The organism is Massilia sp. TSP1-1-2, from assembly GCF_049896185.1.
Taxonomy (GTDB): domain Bacteria; phylum Pseudomonadota; class Gammaproteobacteria; order Burkholderiales; family Burkholderiaceae_D; genus Telluria_A.
In genome coordinates this window covers 222,338-238,398 of sequence record NZ_JAFCTU010000004.1, presented here as the reverse complement: position 1 = coordinate 238,398, position 16,061 = coordinate 222,338, and the positions used below count along the sequence as shown (strand labels likewise).

11 protein-coding genes and 1 pseudogene are annotated in these 16,061 nt (G+C 64.2%); 5 read left to right on the top strand and 7 right to left on the bottom strand.

The annotated features are described in order from the left end of the window. Positions 1-3: 3 nt before the first annotated feature. Complete coding sequence (locus ACP7BV_RS05455; protein WP_426102295.1) at positions 4-822, bottom strand: efflux RND transporter periplasmic adaptor subunit; 819 nt, start codon at positions 820-822, stop codon at positions 4-6. After that, positions 819-2,369, bottom strand: a complete 1,551-nt coding sequence (locus ACP7BV_RS05450; RefSeq protein ID WP_426102293.1) for a TolC family protein — start codon at positions 2,367-2,369, stop codon at positions 819-821. The genes ACP7BV_RS05455 and ACP7BV_RS05450 overlap by 4 nt, the downstream gene beginning before the upstream one ends. Before the next feature lie 418 nt (positions 2,370-2,787). Here ACP7BV_RS05450 and ACP7BV_RS05445 point away from each other — a divergent pair, with 418 nt between their 5' ends. The 4 genes and pseudogenes from ACP7BV_RS05445 to ACP7BV_RS05430 all read left to right on the top strand — a co-directional run bounded on the left by ACP7BV_RS05445 (position 2,788) and on the right by ACP7BV_RS05430 (position 5,238). Beyond that, on the top strand, positions 2,788-3,171 hold the full coding sequence (locus ACP7BV_RS05445) for a response regulator (RefSeq protein WP_426102291.1): 384 nt from the start codon (positions 2,788-2,790) through the stop codon (positions 3,169-3,171). After that, entirely contained in the window at positions 3,172-4,326 is a 1,155-nt protein-coding gene (locus ACP7BV_RS05440; protein ID WP_426102289.1) for an ATP-binding protein, read from the top strand. A gap of 20 nt (positions 4,327-4,346) precedes the next feature. Beyond that, positions 4,347-4,529 (top strand): hypothetical protein, encoded by a 183-nt coding sequence (locus ACP7BV_RS05435; RefSeq protein ID WP_426102287.1) that lies wholly within the window; start codon positions 4,347-4,349, stop codon positions 4,527-4,529. Beyond that, positions 4,492-5,238, top strand: a pseudogene (locus ACP7BV_RS05430) (DUF6920 family protein). Before ACP7BV_RS05435 ends, ACP7BV_RS05430 begins: the two are co-directional and overlap by 38 nt. A 41-nt stretch (positions 5,239-5,279) precedes the next feature. Here the strand turns inward: ACP7BV_RS05430 and ACP7BV_RS05425 are convergent. The 4 genes from ACP7BV_RS05425 to ACP7BV_RS05410 all read right to left on the bottom strand — a co-directional run bounded on the left by ACP7BV_RS05425 (position 5,280) and on the right by ACP7BV_RS05410 (position 10,922). Continuing rightward, complete coding sequence (locus tag ACP7BV_RS05425; RefSeq protein WP_426102349.1) at positions 5,280-6,413, bottom strand: glycerophosphodiester phosphodiesterase; 1,134 nt, start codon at positions 6,411-6,413, stop codon at positions 5,280-5,282. A gap of 183 nt (positions 6,414-6,596) precedes the next feature. Next, positions 6,597-7,664, bottom strand: a complete 1,068-nt coding sequence (locus tag ACP7BV_RS05420) for an SDR family oxidoreductase (RefSeq protein ID WP_426102285.1) — start codon at positions 7,662-7,664, stop codon at positions 6,597-6,599. A 92-nt stretch (positions 7,665-7,756) separates the two neighbouring features. After that, positions 7,757-9,733, bottom strand: a complete 1,977-nt coding sequence (locus ACP7BV_RS05415; RefSeq protein ID WP_426102283.1) for a CocE/NonD family hydrolase — start codon at positions 9,731-9,733, stop codon at positions 7,757-7,759. 151 nt (positions 9,734-9,884) lie between these two features. Next, complete coding sequence (locus ACP7BV_RS05410; RefSeq protein ID WP_426102281.1) at positions 9,885-10,922, bottom strand: oxidoreductase; 1,038 nt, start codon at positions 10,920-10,922, stop codon at positions 9,885-9,887. A 198-nt stretch (positions 10,923-11,120) separates the two neighbouring features. On the opposite strand from ACP7BV_RS05410, the gene ACP7BV_RS05405 reads away from it, so the two are divergent. Next, positions 11,121-13,553: an FtsX-like permease family protein gene (locus ACP7BV_RS05405; protein ID WP_426102279.1), complete on the top strand. Its 2,433-nt coding sequence runs from the start codon at positions 11,121-11,123 to the stop codon at positions 13,551-13,553. 31 nt (positions 13,554-13,584) lie between these two features. Here ACP7BV_RS05405 and lnt read toward each other — a convergent pair whose 3' ends face one another. Then, positions 13,585-16,059 (bottom strand): apolipoprotein N-acyltransferase, encoded by a 2,475-nt coding sequence (lnt, locus tag ACP7BV_RS05400; RefSeq protein ID WP_426102277.1) that lies wholly within the window; start codon positions 16,057-16,059, stop codon positions 13,585-13,587. Between the last annotated feature and the right edge of the window lie 2 nt (positions 16,060-16,061).

The following is a 16,061-nucleotide window of genomic DNA, read 5'->3' as shown; positions in this document are numbered from 1 at the left end:
CGGTTACTTGGCGGGCGGCGCGATCTGGACCCGGCCGCTCATGCCGGTGAGCAGCTCGGGAAAGCGGCCGTCGATGGTGGCCACCAGCTTTACCGACTGGCTGACCGGGTCCACGCGCGCGCCAATGCGCTGCAGCCTGGCCGGATAGGACTTGTCGGTTTCATCGATGCCGATGGTGAACTGGAAGCCCGGCTTGAGCCAGCTGAGCCACTTGCTGGGCACCAAAAATTCGAGTTCGAGCACGCTGTCGTCGATAATTTCCATGATCGCCTGGCCGCTTTGTACGAACTGCTGTTCGCGAATCCGACTTTCGGCAACGCGGCCCGTAAACGGTGCGCTGATAGTGCATTTGCTCACCAGGGTATGCATCACCGCCAGTTCGGCGCGATGTTCCGCGACCTGGGCTTCGGAAACGTTCAACTCCACCTTGCCGATCGAATTGAGTTCGGACAGGCGCCGGTTGGCCTGCCAGGTTTGCTCGGCGCCAGAAAGGGCCGCGCGCGCCTTGCTCAGCTGCGCCTGCTGCAGCGAGCAGTCGAAACTGACCAGTGTCTGGCCGGCCTTGAAGCGGCCGCCTTCCTGCACCGGCAGGCGCTGCACGCGCGCGCCTATTTCAGCGGCAAGGGTCGTGAAGCGGTGCGGTGCCAGCTGGGCGCGAATTTCGCGGCTTTCCAGGCCGGCGCTGGCGGCCTTGGGCGGGGCCACTTTGGCGCTGGCGGCGCCCGTACGGGCCTGGGGGATCAGCGGCGCTGGCACAGGAGCGGCGGCAAAGGCCTGGAGCGCACCGCATCCCAGCAGGCACAGGGCGGCGCGCAGCCTCATGGCTTGGCCGCAGCCGCAGCCGCGCCTTGCCCGTTGCTGCGCACGGAGGCCTCGATCGCCGCGCTCAGTTCGTCCAGCGGCAGGCCGGTCTGGCGCTCGGTGGCGGGCTCGACGCCCAGCGCCGCTTGCAGCTTGCTCAACGCTGCATGGGCCAACGCCAGCGCCTGGTAGCGGCGCAGCAGGCTCAGGATGGCGGTGGTGTTGTTGGACACCTGTTCCAGCTTGCCCTGGCTCTCGGCCTGGGCCCGGTTGGCGCTATGCTGGTTGATGCGCTCGTCCACCGACCAGATGGCGTCGGCGCGGCGAAACTGCTTGAGCGCGTTGGCGTAGTACAGGCACGCCAGGTGCACCTGGGCCAGCACTGCCATCTGCATGGTCACGCGGCGCTGGTCGGCCAGCGCTACGCCGGCGTCGGCCAGGCGCTTCTGGGCCGGTGCGCTGACCAGATTGAGCAGGTTGAACGAGAGCTGGGCGCCGGTTTCGGTCCAGCTGTTGTGAACCAGGTACTTGTCGGTATCGTACTTGAGGTTGGCGTTCAGGTTCAGGTTGGGGAACATTTTGAAATACACCTTGCGCGTCTCGGCCTGCGCCACGCGCACGTTGTAATGCTGCTCGCGCAAGTCGGCATTGTTGGCAATGGCGGTTGTTTCAAGCACGTCAATGGGCTGCTCGAGGATCGACTCGCTCAATTGCTCGGCTGGTTCCAGCACCAGCAGGGCGCTGCCGGGCGGGGCGTTGACCAGGCTAGCCAGTTCGATCTGCGCGCTCGCCAGTTCCTGGTCGATACCTTCGAGCAGGCGCAAGTTTTCCAGCAACTGGCGCTGGTAGCGAAGCGATTCGATCGGCGAGCGCAGGCGCTCCTGTTCGGCCTTGCGTGCGTCAAGGAGGGCTTCTTCGGCAAGGGCAATCGAACGGCCGATGTTGGTGCGCAGCTTCTGGGCGCTGGCAGTGCGCCAGAAGGCGGTGCGCACGTCTTGCAGCAAAATGTGCGAGGCCTTGCGGCGGCGCTCGGCGGCGATCAGCACGCGGTTGGCGTTTTGCTGCGCGCTGACAAATGACAGGCCGAAGTCGAGCAGGTTCCAGGTGGCCCCGACATCGGACAGGGTATGGTCGCGCGAGGATGAAATAAAGGGGTTGGCGAGCGATGGGGCGCCGGTGACGGAATCAACGGCGCGGGTGGTGTTGTTTTCGCTGCGATGATGGTAGCCGGCCGAGGCCATCAGGCGCGGCAGCATGTCGAATGTGGACAGGTCGAGCTGGCCGAGAGCGATCGCTTCTTCCATCATGCGCGAACGCCGGTCCAGGTTGTACTTGAGGGCGCGCGCCATTGCCTGGGGCAGGCTGAGCGGGCCGCTGATCGGTTCCACGCCGCGCTGGGCGCTGTCGCGGTCGATCCTGGCCTGGGTCAGCAGGGTGCTCTCGCGCAACGGCTCCGGCGTCAACTGGGCGCAGCCGGAAACGAGCAGCAGGGCGCCGAGCATGGGCAGGCGCAATCTGAGATCACGGAGGGCAGCGGCGGTGAATGCCCGCGCAACAAAATTAGTCATTGAAGCTCCGTTCGTTGCATCCAGGCGCGTTGCATGGATGATGGCAAAACCTGTATCCACTGCCGGCTTCAGGACCTCGGCAAGCGCAGGATCGACGGCACAGTGTGGACAAAATTGCACAGAATGAGCATTGTTGGGGCGACGGTATGTCAGGGAAACCGCATGGCTGACATACCGAAGAGCTTTTTTTGGGATCGACGGCGCGGCTATGCAGAGGGATAGTACCCCACTTGTTGCATCGATTGTTGCTGTACGTAAAATATAGTAAGCCAGTACACACAGCCCATCAGCTTAATTTGCGAACTGTTCGCTAACCCACTGATAAATATCCTACGGAAAGGCAAACTTGAAGCGGGTCAAATCTTTGGCTCGTTGCCGATGCCTCGGCGGAACCCAAAAGGCGATATAGGATGCAATCATGATTTTAATAGTAGATGACGATGTGGGCATGGCCGAAACCTGCTCGATGCTGCTCAAAGCGCATGGCTTCGATGTCAGTGTCGCGGCCAGCGGCGCCGAAGCGCTTTCCAGGCTGGGGAGCGCGTCGCACGAGCTGCTCATTTCCGATTGCGCGATGCCGGGCATGAGCGGCGTGGAGTTAAGCGAAAAATTGCGCGCCGATCCATCGACCGCACAACTGCCCATCGTGCTGATGAGCGCCTCGTTGCGATGCGATATCGCGCAAGGCACCGATTACGATGCTTTTTTGCGTAAGCCATTTTTGGCGGAGAATCTGCTGGTTGTCGTACGTGATCTGTTGGCCGGTGTTCGCACCGAGCACAGCAATTACTGCAAGGTGTAAATGCGTCTCTCTCTTTTTATACTGAGCAATCTCGACGCCATTCTCAAGGAGTGGGAAGACTTTGCGGGAACGCTCGCACCGCTGGAAGACGCCGGTCGGATCGAATTGCGTGATCATGCAACCGAGGTCCTGAAGGTGATAGCCACCGATCTGGCAACCCCGCAGGAAGAAAGCGAAAGCATCGCCAAGTCCAAGGGCTTGGCCCCGGTCGCCGGTACCGATACGGCCGCCGAAGTACACGCTGCAGCGCGCATGGCGTCCGGCTTGAACAGCGACCAGGTAATGGCCGAATTCCGGGCCCTCAGGTCGAGCGTGCTGCGCTTGTGGACGCGCGATACCGCTGTGAGCACCGCGGACGAAATCGACGATATGGTGCGCTTTAACGAAGCGATCGACCAGGCCCAGAGCGAATCGATGGCCAGGTATACAAAGTTGCTGCGCGACGCGCAAAGCCTTTTCCTGGCCATTCTTGGCCATGACGTGCGCTCGCCGCTGGGCGCCGTGAGCATGGGTGCGCAAGTGCTGCTGCAAGACCAGACCTTGCCGGCCAAAGTGCTCAAGGTGGGCCTGAGAATTTTTAACAGCACCAAGCGCGTGGATGAAATTGTGCGCGACCTTCTCGACTTTTCAACCTCGCACCTGGGCGATGGAATACCGATTGATCCTTACACCGTCGACCTGGCCGAAATTTGCCAGAATGTGGTCGAGGAAACGCGGACATTCCATCCCGACCGCAACATCGAACTCGTCTCTGAAGGCAATTTGGTGGGCACATGGGATGGACCGCGCCTGGCCCAGGCCTTTGCGAACCTGATTTCCAATGCGGTTCAGCATGGCAATCGGGAAAGCACGATCTTGGTCGCCATTGACGGTTGCCAGTCCAATGTTCTATTTGAAGTTAGCAACGACGCCGACGTCATTCCCCAGGCAAAGTTGCGCACCTTGTTCGATCCCGTCAAGAGCTTTGCCATTCGCCCGCCTGGTGAAAGGACCAGGTCCCGGGTACAGAACCTGGGACTGGGCCTGTATGTCGTCAAAGAAATCGTCAAGGCGCATAATGGTGAGATTTCTGTTTGTTCCACTAAAGAGACGGGCGTAAAGTTTTCTGTCAGCTTGCCCCGAATCACACCGCAGCGCAGGAACGGCGACGACTAGCAGTCAAGCACGCTGCTGCCTTGGCGTCGACTTCTGCGCGCCAGGTCGCCGCCATGCTCGCCACACGCGTTTCCCTCTTGTTGTTTGCCGTTCTCGGCGCCGCGGTCGTTGCCTGGAGCGCTCACCGCTGGAAGGCAGGAACGGGGGATCTGCGCGCTGCGCTCGATGCCGGCCGCACGTCCATCACGCCGGCCCGCATTTGACTTTTCCACCCTCGAAGGCTTGCCGGCGCCGGTGCAGCGCTATCTGCGCCTCGTGCTCACGGATGGCAAGCCAATGGTGGCCGGCGCGCACGTGCTTCACCGTGGCAGCATGAACATGAACATGAACGAGGCGGGCACGCAATGAAAAACGTTTACCTCCGATCAGCAGATCGTGACGGCGCGCCCGGGGTTTGACTGGAATGCACGAATAAGCATGTTGCCCGGCGTGCCGGTACTGGTGCACGACGCCTGCATCGGCGGCGAGGGAAGGTTGCGCGCCGCCTTGTTCGGCCTGGTCACCGTGGCCGATCTGCGCGGCACGCTGGACAGGGCACAGGGCGAGCTGTTGCGCTTTCTTGCCGAAGCGGTCTGGTATCCGACGGCCTTGCTACCCGGTCAGGGCGTCAGTTGGGAAGCAGCCGATGCGCAGTGCGCGCGTGCCACGCTGACGGACGGCGCGGTCACGGTCAGCCTGGACTTTAGCTTCGATGAACAAGGTTTGGTAGCAGGCATCGACGCGCGTGCGCGTGGCCGCACCGTGGGTGGACAGACCGTCCCCACGCCCTGGCGAGGCCGCTTTTGGGGCTATCAGGACAGGGGCGGGATGCTGGTGCCGCTCAACGGCGAGGTGGCGTGGATGCTGCTTGACGGCATGCATCCCTACTGGCGTGGGGAAATGACATCGATCGTCCACGCCTATGCCGACTGATGCCTGCTGGCGGCGCGCAGCGCTGCATCGCCGCAGCGCGGCTACTTGAATGCCGTGACGGCGGCGCGGCCCACGGCCGGGTCGTCGGTGAAAAAGCCATCAATACCTGCCTTTAGGTAGGCGTTGATTTCGGCTACCGAGTCGCCACGCTGCGTCAGCGACGCCACGTCGGGCTTGCGCAAGCTAACGGGCAGGAATGGATTTTCGGGGCGCAAGGTCCAGGTGTGCACTTTCAATCCTGCCGCCTTGGCGTCGGCCACGAAGCTGGTCGGGGTGCCCAGTTCATTGGCGGCGGTGCGCGCAATGATGACTTCCTTGTAAGGCGACACCACGTCGGCGTACGCTGCAATGTCCTTTAAACCGGCAGGGGTGACCATGTCGGCATAGGTGCGCGCACTGCCCGCGGCCACGAAGTCGTAGGGCGCATTGCGGGGCGCGCCATTCGGGGCAGGCGGATTTTTTGGATTGTCGATCAGTTGCACGATGCGCATGTCGGTCATGCCGCGCAGCTCTTTCAAGTTGGCCACTTCAAACGATTGAATGAATACCGCCGCCGCCTTGCCGCGATAGCCGCTGGCGACCAGCTGATCGACCAAGCGCTTTTCGAGCGGCAGGCCGATGGATTTGAAATAGCTCGGGTGCTTGGTTTCGGGGTAAATGCCGATAACCTTGTGGCGCGCCGTGCTTTCCTTTTTGACCAGGTCGATCACTTCCTGCAAGGTGGGAATCTCGAACTGACCGTCAAAGGCGGCATTGGCGGGGCGGTTGGCAGGAATGCGTTCCTTTGCCCGCAGCGTCTTGAGCTCGGCCAGGGTGAAGTCTTCGGTGAACCAGCCGTTCACTGGCACGCCGTCGATGGTCTTGGTGGTTTTGCGCGCGGCGAAAGCGCTGGCGGCGGCAACGTTGGTGGTGCCGCTGATGTCGTTTTCATGACGCGCCACCAGCACGCCGTCCTTGGTGGCGACCAGGTCGGGCTCGATAATGTCGGCGCCGTCGTCGATTGCCTGCAGGTACGAAGCCAAGGTGTGCTCAGGGCGCAGCGCGGACGCGCCGCGGTGGCCTGTCACGGCCGGTGTGGGCGGCCATGCGCTACCTGGGTTTTGCAGGTCGTCTTGCTGACCTCCGCATGCATTGAGCAGGGAGACGACGACAGTGGCAATGGTGGTGGCGAGCATGGGGTGGATACGGCTTGGAACGGGGGCAAGTGTAGCGCGTTTCATGTGGGCTCCGGATAAAGTTGAGGAAACATTGCAAGCTCAACAAAAGCGTAGCAAGCCCGCGTGACAGCAGCGTGACCGGGCCGAATCGGCCGCTTGGCAGATCGGCTTGTAAAGCGACGGGTTCAAAAAATCAGGCGATCAGGGAATCAGGCGTTCGGCCCGCAGGCGCTCGAACAAGTCAAGGAACGACGCCTCTGTTGCCTGATAGGCGCTAAAGCCGAGCCGCCGGCTGTTGGCCATGTCGGTCATGACCTCGAGCGGCCGGCCCAGATCGAGATCGGTATGCCAGGCCGAAGCCAGTCGATCGAGGTCGGGTTCGGCCAGGGCGTGGCGTTCGGCCAGGGCGCGCCAGAGCGCGTGGTCATGCCCCATCGCAGTTTCCAGAGGGCGGACCGTGTCTTGCAAGCCTGCCGACTGCACGCCGAACCACGCGCCCAGCCTGGGCCACAGCCAGCTCCAGCGGAAAACGTCGCCATTGACGATGTTGAATGCTTCATTGCGGGCAGCATCGGTGTCTGCAGCCCACACCAGCTGCCGGGCCAGCATGCGTGCATCGGTGACGTCCGACAGACCATTCCACTGGGCGGCTGAACCGGGAAACTGGAACGGGCGGCCCGTCTCCTTGCACAGCGTTGCATACACGGCGAGCGTGGTGCCAAGGTTCATGGCGTTGCCAACGGCTAAGCCGATCATGGTATGGGGACGGTGCACGGTCCAGGTGAAACGGTCGCGCGCCGCGGCGGCGTACAGCTCGTCTTCCTGGGCGTAATAAAAGTTTTCCAGCGGCAGGCGCGGCTGGCTTTCGCGCAGTGGCGTGTCGGGCAGCGTGCCTGAACTGGCGTAGGCTTCAAAGGGGCCGAGGTAATGCTTCAGTCCGGTCACCAAGGCGACGTGGCGCAGCGTTTTTTTGGGCGAGAGCGCATCGAGCAAATTGCGCACCAGTGCGGCATTGACGCGAATATTGTCGGCCTCGGTCGCTTGGCGCATCCAGGTGGTGATAAAAACATGGGTGGGTGAAATGTCCGACAGGGCGCTCGCAAGCGCTGCCGGGTCCAGCAGGTCTGCGGCGACATGGCGAACGGCGGGCAAGTCGCGGGGCGGACGGCGGGATAGACCGATGACTTCCCATCCCTCCGCGAGCAATTGTCGAGCGACATAATTGCCGCCAATGCCAGTGATGCCTGCAACCAGTGCCGTGCGTTTCATGAAATCTCCCGAACTTAAAAATCGATTGTACGTGGCGTCGGGAGGGGGCGCTTTAATGTTGCCATGCGGCGAGTATTACCAACACAGGAGGACTAGCCGCCTGCACCCACCGTCGGCAACTCAATGTAACTATCGTGAAACACCCGCTGCGTGGCCTTGCGATAGTCGCCCGGCTTGGCCCAGAAGATATTCGGAACAAACGTTTGTGGGTTGCGGTCGTAGAGCGGGAACCAGCTCGACTGCACTTGCACCATGATCCGGTGGCCGGGCAAGAAAACGTGGTTGGCCGTGGGCAGCGCAAAGCGGTACGGCAGCGTTTTTCCGGCAGCGATCGGGTGCGCCGTTTCCAGGCTTTCCCGGTAGCGCCCGCGGAAAATATCGGCCGACACCATCAACTGGTAGCCACCCATTTCCGGCTGCGCCGCCACCTGGTCGGGATAGACGTCGATCAGCTTGACGACCCAGTCGCCGTCCGTGCCGCTGGTCGAGGCATTCAGCCTTGCCAGCGGCTCGCCGCTGATCTTGAGCGGTGCGCCGAGCACGTCGGAGACATAGGTCAGCACATCGGTCCGGCCCGACGCTTCGCGCTGGTCATCGACCAGCCAGCGCGGCCAGGTCTGGCCCTTGGCATCGCTGTAACCCATGGGGGCGATGGGGCGCGCCCGAAACGGTACCGGCTTGGCCGGGTCCGAGACGTATTCGTCAAAGCCGCTGCCGGCGGCGCCGCCCAGCGTCAGCTTCTGTCCCGCACCCAAGCGCAGCAGCGTGGGCGTTATGGTGCAGGCGCTGGCACACCCGGCCGGCCACGACGGCAGCGCGCGCCACTTGTTGGTGCCGGTCTCGAAGGCGGTGACCGGGGCTACGGTGGCGGTGGCGGCGGCGTTGCCTGGGATATTTTTCAGGTAACGGGCCAGGAATGGGCGCAGCACTTCCTGGCGCCAGTACAGGCCGGTGTCGGCCGAGAACTTGATGGCGCCCAGGTTGCTCACGTCGCCGATCGCGCCGCCGTGCTGCCACGGCCCGATGGTCAGAAATACATTGTTGTTGCGGTCGCCCGGCTTGAGTGCCTTGTACAGGGCAATGGCGCCATAAATGTCTTCCGCGTCCCACAGGCTGTGCACCAGCATGGTGGGCACGGTGAGCGGCTGGCGCGCCAGGATGGTATCCATGGCTTGCTGCTGCCAGAACGCATCGTAGGATGGGTGGGCGGCCACTTTCTGCCAGAAGCCGCTTTGTTCGAGTCCGCGCTGGCGTGCCAGGTCGCCCGCCGAGCCGGCCCGCATGAAAGTATCGTAATCGTCAAAGTGGCTGCTGAACCACTTGGCGTCATTGTCGCGCGTGACCACTTGTTCCAGCATGTACGACATATTGATTTGCCGGAAGGCGCCGTTATGGAACCAGTCGTCCCCGCGCCAGCCGTCCACCATCGGATTCATCGGCACCGACACTTTCAGCGCCGGATGCGGGTTGACCAGCGCCGTCAGCGCCAGGTAGCCGTCATAGGAAATGCCGATGATGCCTACCTTGCCGTTCGATTCCGGCACATTCTTGACCAGCCAGTCGATGGTGTCGAAGGTGTCGGTCGAATGGTCGACTTCGGTCGGGTTGAGCGGGCCGCGCATGGGGCGGTTCATGACGTAATCGCCTTCCGAGCCGTACTTGCCGCGGATATCCTGGATCACGCGGATATAGCCTTCGTCCACGATGACGTCGGTGGCGTTGTCGTAGCCCTGCAGGATCGATCCCATCTGGGAACTTTGCGCGTGCGAAGTGAGTTCGCCCGCATTGTAGGGCGTTCGGGTGAGCAGCATGCCGGCCCCCTTGGCGCCCTTTGGCACCACGATCACGGTCTTGAGCTTGACTCCGTCGCGCATGGGAATCATGACGATGCGCCGTTCGTAGTCGAAGCTGGCGGTAGGGGCGACAAATTTGGCGGGCGTTTCGCTGGGCAGCGCGTTGCCTGACGATGCGGGTGACTGTGCCAGCGCGCCTTGGGTCATTCCTTGGGTCAACAACAGGGCGCCGGCGGCAACGGCAAGGCGGGTAAGACGAAGGACGTGCATCGGCATGCAAATGGCTCCGGTTTGGCGGCGAAACGGGTGCTTCGCTAGACGCTGAAATGTACACCATTGCTCAGGTTTTCGGTAATGAATTGCAATTTCCCTGTGCCGCAGGCGCGGCAGGCATGTGCCGGCAATGTTTGTATTGACGCCGCCGTTGTCAGCGCGGCGGCAGTTTCACAACACGGCCGCTGCGCGCGCTGTCCAATCCCAGTTCGATAATTTCGAGCGCATCGCAGGCCGATTGCGGCGTTACGGGCAGGGGCGTGCCCAGATTGATGGCGTCGCGCATTGCCGCGTAATACACGGTGTAGTCGCCGGCTTGGCCGGGGTAGAGCGTTTCTTCTGCCACCTGGCCGAGCGTCAAGGTGCCAGGCAGCGGATCGTCGCCCCAGCCTGCACTGCCCGGCCGTTCGCCGCGTTTGAGCGCCGCCTCCTGGGTGTCGAGCCCGTATTTGACGAAGCTGCCGGCCGTGCCGTGTAGCACGAAGCGCGGCGCCGGTGCTGCCGCCAGGGCGGATGCGTGCAAAATCACGCGCAAGCCCGCGTAGTGCAACACGGCATGGAACCAGTCGTCAGCGAGCGCGCCGTCGCGCTGGCGCTGCAAGTCGAGCCAGACAGTGGACGGCCTGCCGAACAATTGCAGCGCCTGGTCGGCCAGGTGGATGCCGAGGTCGTACCACAGGCCGCCACCGGCAGCGGCCGATTCGCGCCAGCGCTCCAGCACGACAGGCCGATAGCGATCGAAATGGGATTCGAAGTGGCGCACGGCGCCCAGCTGGCCACTGTCGATCAGCCGGGCAACGCCGAGAAAGTCGCCATCCCAGCGCCGGTTGTGGAATACCGACAGCTGGCGGCCGTGGCGCTCGGCGAGCGCGATCAACCGGCTTGCCTCGGCCACGTCGAGCGCGAAAGGCTTGTCGACGACGACATGCTTGCCCGCTTCCAGCGCGGCAGCGGCGAGCCGATAGTGGGTGTCGTTCGGCGTTGCAATCACGACCAGGTCGATGTCGCTGTTGGCAAACAGCGCGGCGGGACTGCCTGCGACGGCAACGTCCGGCAGCGCTTGCTGGGTGATGGGTGCCTTGCTGCTGGCAATGCACGACAGCGTCAGGCCGGGCGTGGCGCGGATCAGGGGAATGTGAAAGGTGGCTGACGCGTAGCCGTAGCCGACGACGCCAACATGTAGATTTTGCATGAGCTGATTGTCCTGTGAGCCATCAAGGCATTTGCCTGTTCGCACGATAGCATCACTGCCGCCCATCCGTCGTATTGCTACTTAATAGTAAATATTTCTCTATAAAGTAGCAATTTTACAGTATATTGCAAGTCTGTAGCGTAGCTGGCAACATTTGCCAATGCCCGCCCATGTCCGTTCACAGCAATAAGGCACACCATGAAACTAGCTGATTTCCGCATAGGCGCGCGCCACCTGGTCCAGGAACCGGTTTATTCGGCCATTGCCATCCTCGGCCTTGCCATTGGCCTGGGGGCGTGTTTGTTGCTGCTCGGTTTTGTCCAGTATTCCTGGCGTTACGATGCCGCCGTGCCTGGCGTTGACCACATCTACGTCGTCAAGCAAAAGTTCAACGTGGACCCGAAGGCCCCCTGGTTCGACCAGGCGCCGTTGCTGCTGCGCGAAGCGGCGCTCAAGACGCCGGGCGTGGCCGATGCCACCGCCTTTTTCCGCGTCGATCCGCCCACGGTCAAGGTTGGGAACACGCTGCAAACAATGCCAAGCCTGCTGGTGCTGCCGCATTTTGCCGGCATGCTGGGGCTGTCCGCCCTGGAAGGGGACCTGGACGCGGCCTTGAGCCGCCCGGACGGTTTGGCATTAACCCAGAGCACGGCGCGGCGCCTGTTCGGCGGCGCGCCTGCGCTGGACCGGACGCTGCACATCGGCGACAAGGTGCTGCGCGTGCGTGCGATTGTGCGCGATCGGCCGGCCAACACCACCATTCCATTCGAGGCGCTGTACGGCGTTCATTCAGTGCTGACCTCGCCCGAGATGCGCACCGAACTGCAAACCGGCGAACATGGCGCATGGGGCCGTTTGCTGCTGCGCATTGCGCCAGGCGCGGAAACGAATGCTATCGCCATGTCGCTGCAGGCAATCATTGACAACGCCCCTGGCGTGCAGGGCGTGCCGCCGGCAGTGCGCGCCCGGCTCGGCCGGCGCAAGGTCATGGAGCTGGCGCTCTCGCCCTTGCGCGAAGCGTATTTCGACCAGGATGTGGCGCGCAATCCGGTCTGCGCGCCCGGGGATCGGGGCGACCGGACAACGGTGGCCGCGCTGGCGCTGGTGGCGGTGCTGATCCTGGTCATTGGCGCCATCAATTATGTGAACCTGGCCACGGCGCGCGTATTGCGGCGCCAGCGCGAAATTGGCATGCGCAAGGTACTTGGCGCGAGCGTGCGCCGGGTCGTGCTGCAGTTCCTGGCCGAATCGCTGGTCGTGTCGATGCTTGCCACCGTGCTTGGCCTGCTGATGGCGTGGCTGGCCTTGCCGCTGTTTTCCGAACTGGTCAACCGCAAGCTCGACACGCTCTTTTCGGCGCCGAACGTGGCGCTGGCGCTGCTGCTGGGCGTGCTGATCGGCATCGTGGCGGCGATCCAGCCGGCGCTGACGGCCTTGAAAGTCAGACCGGCGCAGGCGCTGGAAGGGCGCGTCAACGCTGAATCGGCGCTTGGCGCGCGCTTGCGCGCGCTGCTGACGGTGCTGCAAATGGGCACCGCGATCGGACTGGCAAGCCTGGCCATGGGGATGTCGGTGCAGACTAGCTTCGCGATGCATGCCGCGCCCGGTTTTGATTCCGCGCCCTTGCTGATCGTCGACCTGCCCGAGCGCGGCAAAAAGAGCGCTGCCGTGCGCGGCTTTTTGAGCGAACTGGGCCGGCAACCGGGCGTGCAAGGCGTGGTCCTGTCCGAGCACGTGGTCGGCCGCTTCGGCAGCGATGTAATCCACGATCTGATGCGTGAGGGCCAGGCCGCGGTCTCGATGGAAGCCAAGATGGTCGACACCAATTTCTTTGAAGTGTATGGCTTGCGCCCGCTCGCCGGCCGCCTGTTCGATGCAGGCATCGACAAGGAAAACGATGGCGTCTCGGTCGTGCTGAATGCCATCGCCGTCCGCCAGCTCGGCTTTGCCTCGCCCGAGGCGGCGGTGGGGCAGACGCTGCAGCGCACCACCGAAGACGGCAAGCTGCTGTCCTACCGGGTCATCGGGATCGCGCCGCAACTGCGGTTCCGCTCCCTGCGCGACGAGCCGGGCGCGACAATCTACGAGCTGGGCATCGACTGGGCCGGCACGCTGAGCGTACGGGCGAGCGGGTCCGTGGCCGACGTGGAACAAGCGGTGGCGCGCCTCTGGCCCCGCTATTTTCCCGATGCGTTGATGCATACGCAGCGCGCAGCCGATGTATTGGCCGCCAATTACGCGGGCGACGCCCGGCTGGCCAGGCTGCTGGTGCTCGCCACCGGCGTGGCGCTGGCAATCGCCGCGTTCGGCATGTACGCCCTGTCGGGTCATATGGTGCAGCGCCGCTCGCGCGAAATCGTCTTGCGCAAGCTGTACGGCGCGGGCAAAGTGCAGGTCGGCATGCTGCTGGGACGCGAGTTGAGTGCGCTGATGCTGGCGGCGGCCGTGCTCGGCTTGCCGCTGGCCTTTATCGGGATTGCTCGGTACCAAGCAGGCTTCGTCGAACGCGCGTCGCTGGTCTGGACCACACCCTGGCTGGCGCTGGCCGGGGTTGTGCTGGTCGCGCTGCTGGCGGCGCTGCGCCATGCATCGGGCGCGCTCGCCTTGCGTCCCGGCCAGTTGCTGCGCTGACTGACATTACAAGCTGTGGTTGCGCTGGTGCTTACGCACCGTAGACCGTCACCAAGAGCCACGCCGGCAGGCCCAAAAACAGCGCGGCGTGGCTGCAGCGCTGCAGCCTGTACCGCAGGGCGCTCGCCTGCGCGGGGCGCACCAAGGCCGCCAGCAGCGTACCGGCGTCGGTTGCCGCCCGCAGCAGCGCTTCGGTAAGCACCACGCCGATCGACCAGGCGGCCCACCACAATGCAAAGGCGGTGAGGTAAGCCTTCAGACCAAAACTGTAATACTCGCCAAACGCGCCGCCGTAGGCAATTTGCTGCTGCAGGTGGAAGGCGGGGATGGCCAGCGCGAGCGGCAGCAGTACATACTTGGCAAACGGATGGTCGAGCCGCGTGCGCCGGATCGCCAGGCCGGCTTGCACATAGGCCTGCAGCACCGCTTGCAGGCGCGTGCGTTGGCGCGGCGCGGGTGCGCCGGCGCCGGCCAGTGCAGCGGCCAGCAGGTTGGGGTTGGCCAACGCCAGGCCGTAGCGCCAGCGCGCCCCGGACGCAAGCTGCAGGGCAATGCCGGGACAGGGAAGGGCGACGGACCATACACGCACCGCCGCAATGTCGGCAAGGGCGAGCTCGAAGCGATGCGCGCCGCGCGCGAGCACCAGGGCGCCGTTGGCCACTGAGGCCTGTGCCGAAAACAGCGCCAGCACGCACCAGGCCCCCGCCTCCGGCGCCAGAAAAACGCCGGTGAACATGCGCACTTGGGCCAAGGTGTTGGTGCGCAACGCTTCGTTGAGCAGCAGGGCTGCGCACATCCAGAGCAGGCCGCCGCGCGCACAGGCGCGCAACACAGCGGCCGCCAGACGGGCGGTGGGCGGCAACACGAAAACTTGTAGACCCGTAACTTGCAGCGGCCGCGTGACGGCAAGGCCGGCCGGCGCGCCCGTCACGCCGCCGCGCCGCGACGGGTAGGCCGACAACGCGGCCAGCAGCAGCAGCGCCGCGCTGGCGGCCAGCCCGACCCAGTTGCCCCACCTGACCATCAGCGTGGGCGCCGGCGTGCGCAGCGGTACGTCGGCAATCACCAGCGTGCGTTCGCCCATGCGCGTGCCGGCCAGCACGCTGCCGGTGGCGTCGATCACGGCGCTGTAGCCATTGGTGGTGACCCGAAATTGCGGCAGCCGCGTTTCAATACTACGAAACGCCGCCGCGCTCTGGTGCATGTGCGCGCCCAGCGGCGTGGCGGTGAACCAGGAATCGTTCGACATTGTCAGGATCGCTTGCGCGCCCAGCCGCGCGCCGTCGATGGCAAGGCCGGGATCGACATCGTCCAGGCAGATCAGGGGCAGCACTGGAACTTCGCGGCCATCTCGCAGGCGCAAGGGAAACACGCGGGCACCGTTGCCGGCGCGCCAGTTGCCGCTCCACGGCAGGGCGCGCCGCACGGCCGGCCCGTCGAGCCAGGCGGGCACATACTCGGTGAACGGGAACAGGCGCGTCTTGCGATAAAAGCCCAGCAGGCCCGTGCCGGGCTGCACGAACGCGGCCGCGTTGTATTCGCCGGCCTGGTCGACATCGTAAGTGCCGAACACGAAGGGCACGTCGGCAGCATTGACGACATCGACGATGTCGCGGTCGAACTGGGCGCCTGCTTCGCTCTTGGGATGGCCGAACGTGGTTGGGTAGGCGGTTTCGGGCCACAGCACGGCGTCGGCGTGCTGGCGCACGACGGCGTCATAGCTCATTGCGAAATGGGCGTCGAGCACTTCGCGCACCACGGCATGGGTGCCCTTTTCCTGGCGCTGGCGTTCGTAGGCGACAATGTTTGATTGAATCAGTCCCATGCGCAAGGGCTTGCCGGACGGCGCGATCTGGCCGGAAAGCACAACCTGGCCGTAGGCGGCCAGCAGCAGCGGCACAAGCGCGGCCAGCGCGAGTGGCCTGGCCATCGCGCGCACGCCGTCGCCGCGCCGCGCCCATGCCGCCGCCACGGCTTCGTTGGCCAGCAGCAGCAGCAGCGTGAGCCCGGCGGCGCCGCCCACGTCGGCGCCCTGGCGCAGCAGGCGGGATGGATACAGGCCGTAGCCCAAGGTGTCCCCGAGCATGTTGGGCAGCAGCCATTCTGCGGCCACCCACGCCGCTGCGCCCGCCAGTGCGCCCACTGCGGCGCCATGCCGGCGCCGGCTTGCGTGGCGCACCACGGCAAAGACCAGAAATTGCGGCTGGAACAGCGGCGCGGCGAGCAGCAGCAGCGACAGGCCGGTGGCGGCGCCCACTTGGGCATACTGCCCGAAAGCGATGCCGAACCAGCCGAAAGCCCCCGCAGTGAAGGCGATTGACATAACCCAGGCGCGCAGCAGCGCGCCGGGCAGCGTGGGGCTCGCGTCCAGCGTCCGCAGCCACGGAACGAGGAAGACGAAGCCGAGCATAAAGCCGGCGCCGCCGCGCGCGTACAGCGCCGCCATGGCTGCGCTGGCGAGAATGGCGGCGGCAATGCGTATCGTTGCAGGGTAAATTGGGGCCATGG

Coding starts and splice junctions, on each gene's coding strand:
- ACP7BV_RS05450 (WP_426102293.1), bottom strand. CDS start 2,369: ATGACTAATTTTGTTGCGCGGGCATTCACCGCCGCTGCCCTCCGTGAT.
- ACP7BV_RS05415 (WP_426102283.1), bottom strand. CDS start 9,733: ATGCCGATGCACGTCCTTCGTCTTACCCGCCTTGCCGTTGCCGCCGGC.
- ACP7BV_RS05440 (WP_426102289.1), top strand. CDS start 3,172: ATGCGTCTCTCTCTTTTTATACTGAGCAATCTCGACGCCATTCTCAAG.
- ACP7BV_RS05410 (WP_426102281.1), bottom strand. CDS start 10,922: ATGCAAAATCTACATGTTGGCGTCGTCGGCTACGGCTACGCGTCAGCC.
- ACP7BV_RS05425 (WP_426102349.1), bottom strand. CDS start 6,413: ATGCTCGCCACCACCATTGCCACTGTCGTCGTCTCCCTGCTCAATGCA.
- lnt (WP_426102277.1), bottom strand. CDS start 16,059: ATGGCCCCAATTTACCCTGCAACGATACGCATTGCCGCCGCCATTCTC.
- ACP7BV_RS05445 (WP_426102291.1), top strand. CDS start 2,788: ATGATTTTAATAGTAGATGACGATGTGGGCATGGCCGAAACCTGCTCG.
- ACP7BV_RS05405 (WP_426102279.1), top strand. CDS start 11,121: ATGAAACTAGCTGATTTCCGCATAGGCGCGCGCCACCTGGTCCAGGAA.
- ACP7BV_RS05420 (WP_426102285.1), bottom strand. CDS start 7,664: ATGAAACGCACGGCACTGGTTGCAGGCATCACTGGCATTGGCGGCAAT.
- ACP7BV_RS05455 (WP_426102295.1), bottom strand. CDS start 822: ATGAGGCTGCGCGCCGCCCTGTGCCTGCTGGGATGCGGTGCGCTCCAG.